Source organism: Allobosea sp. P4_C6 (assembly GCF_056402015.1).
Map to the genome: position 1 here is coordinate 1 of NZ_JBFUIF010000217.1, position 1,853 is coordinate 1,853.

General features: G+C 59.7%; 3 protein-coding genes. All 3 read right to left on the reverse strand.

The window, feature by feature from the left end; genetic code table 11:
* Nucleotides 1–415, reverse strand: a 415-nt coding sequence (locus AC1DVA_RS28075; RefSeq protein WP_476808080.1) for a hypothetical protein, incomplete at its 3' end; no start/stop codon positions are given.
* A gap of 146 nt (nucleotides 416–561) precedes the next feature.
* On the reverse strand, nucleotides 562–1,512 hold the full coding sequence (locus AC1DVA_RS28080; protein WP_476808081.1) for a GDP-L-fucose synthase family protein: 951 nt from the start codon (nucleotides 1,510–1,512) through the stop codon (nucleotides 562–564).
* Between the two features lie 37 nt (nucleotides 1,513–1,549).
* Nucleotides 1,550–1,853, reverse strand: a 304-nt coding sequence (locus AC1DVA_RS28085) for a hypothetical protein (protein WP_476808082.1), incomplete at its 5' end; no start/stop codon positions are given.

The following is a 1,853-nucleotide window of genomic DNA, read 5'->3' on the forward strand; positions in this document are numbered from 1 at the left end:
CGTTCAGGGCATGTCGGTCAGCCATATCCGAATGGCACGACAGCACATCGCTGTGGCTCGCCATGGCCGCGATCGACGGCTGGTACCCGAAAACGTGATAGAATTCGGGCGGGTTCCATAGCGTTATGTAGGTGTCGATATCGTACAGGCGCGGCGACTGAAAGTGCAGCGATATGACGAATTCGCTGTGCTCCCGCGAGATCCGCGCCCCTATCAGCCCATCGCCATCTCTCGTCGAGGCGATGATGTAGCCGTCATTGTCGATTGTCAGGACGTCGCAGTCGATATTACGGGCCGCCGTGAGAATCCGTTCGATCACCTCATATTCAGCGTTCTTGGTTTCGGGCCATGTCGATACGACCGCGAAGACGCGCCTCGCGGGATTCTGGGCGGGCACGGCGGCAGCATTCGTCAAGCCAGTCATCCTATCCTCTCAGCGACCGGGCGACGAACGCCGCGGCCGGCCTCGGAACGAGCAAGAGCACTGCGCGATCCCGGCCAATCAGCACAACACGCCTGCCGCGTCAGCGTTCCAGCTATTCCTTCGAGATCAGCGAAAGGTCAACGGCGGACGGAGCCGATATTGCGCTGGTACCACTCGAATGATTGGGCGATACCGTCCGCAAGCCCGGTCTCGGGCGCCCATCCGAGCTGCAGCAGGCGGCTGTTGTCGTAGCTGCGCGCCTGCTGGCCCTTGGGCTTTGTAACGTCCCAGACGACCTCGCCGCGATATCCGGACACCGAGCGCAGGACCTCGACCAGTTCGCGGATCGTAACTGTCGACCCCGTCGCCGTGTTGAAGGCGCCCTGCCCCTGCTCCGCTACCGTGAGGAAGGCCCGCGCCGCGTCGTCGCTGAACAGGAAGTCGCGGGTCGGCGTGCCGTCGCCCCAGATCACGATTTCAGGCTGCTCAAGCTCCGCGGCGCGCTGGAACCGGGCGATAAGCGACGGTACGACATGGCCGTATTTCTCGTCGAAGCGATCGCCCGGCCCGTAAAGGTTGGTACAGATCATATAGCCGAAATCGATGCCATACTGCGTGCGGTAGGCTTCGAGCTGGGCCAGCATGGCGCGCTTGGAATGCGCATAGGCGGCCTCGGAGCCGTGCGGCGCGCCACGCCAGATATCAGCCTCGCGCATCGGCAGCGCGATCTCGTCGGAATACACCGCGGTCGTGCCAGCGGCGACAATCTTCCGGACGCCCGCGAGACGAGATGCCTCAATCACGTTAACATTGATGCAGGTGTTTTCATAAAAGGCACGGCCGGCAAAGCTGAGATTGCCCTGAACGCCTGCGACCCAGCCGGCCAGGTGCAACACCACAGTTGGCTTAAAGTCATCAAAGGTCGCACGCACAGCGCCGGCGTCGAGCAGATCACACTGCGCCCGGGTAGGCGCCAACAGCGTCACGTTTTGCTGTTTCAATTGTGCAACCAGAGCCGAGCCTAGAACACCTCCGGCGCCAGTCACCAGAACCCGGCCTCGATGCAAACTCATCGCCGTCTCATTCATTTTTCGAACTCATCCTGCGTTATGCCCTGAATGACCATTATCTGCGCACGGTTATGCGACATTCTGCATTCCCTGGCTGGCTAAACCAAACATTTGCGTCCTGAAAGAAGGCAAACTGTATGCTCACTTCAGAGGGAAGGTTAGGTAGCGCGGCATGAAGCACACTGAGCTGAACAGGGACGCTCTGGCTAGCACCAGCTTCCAGAAAGACTTGAGCTGCAACACTCAATTCCTTCAGCATGTTTCCTCCGCCATCAAAAATTCGCATTCCAATCCGCAGTGGAAATTGTCCCACGTTGAACTGCCAGTCAAAATCGCTCCGATTGGTCAGCCTCAACGAC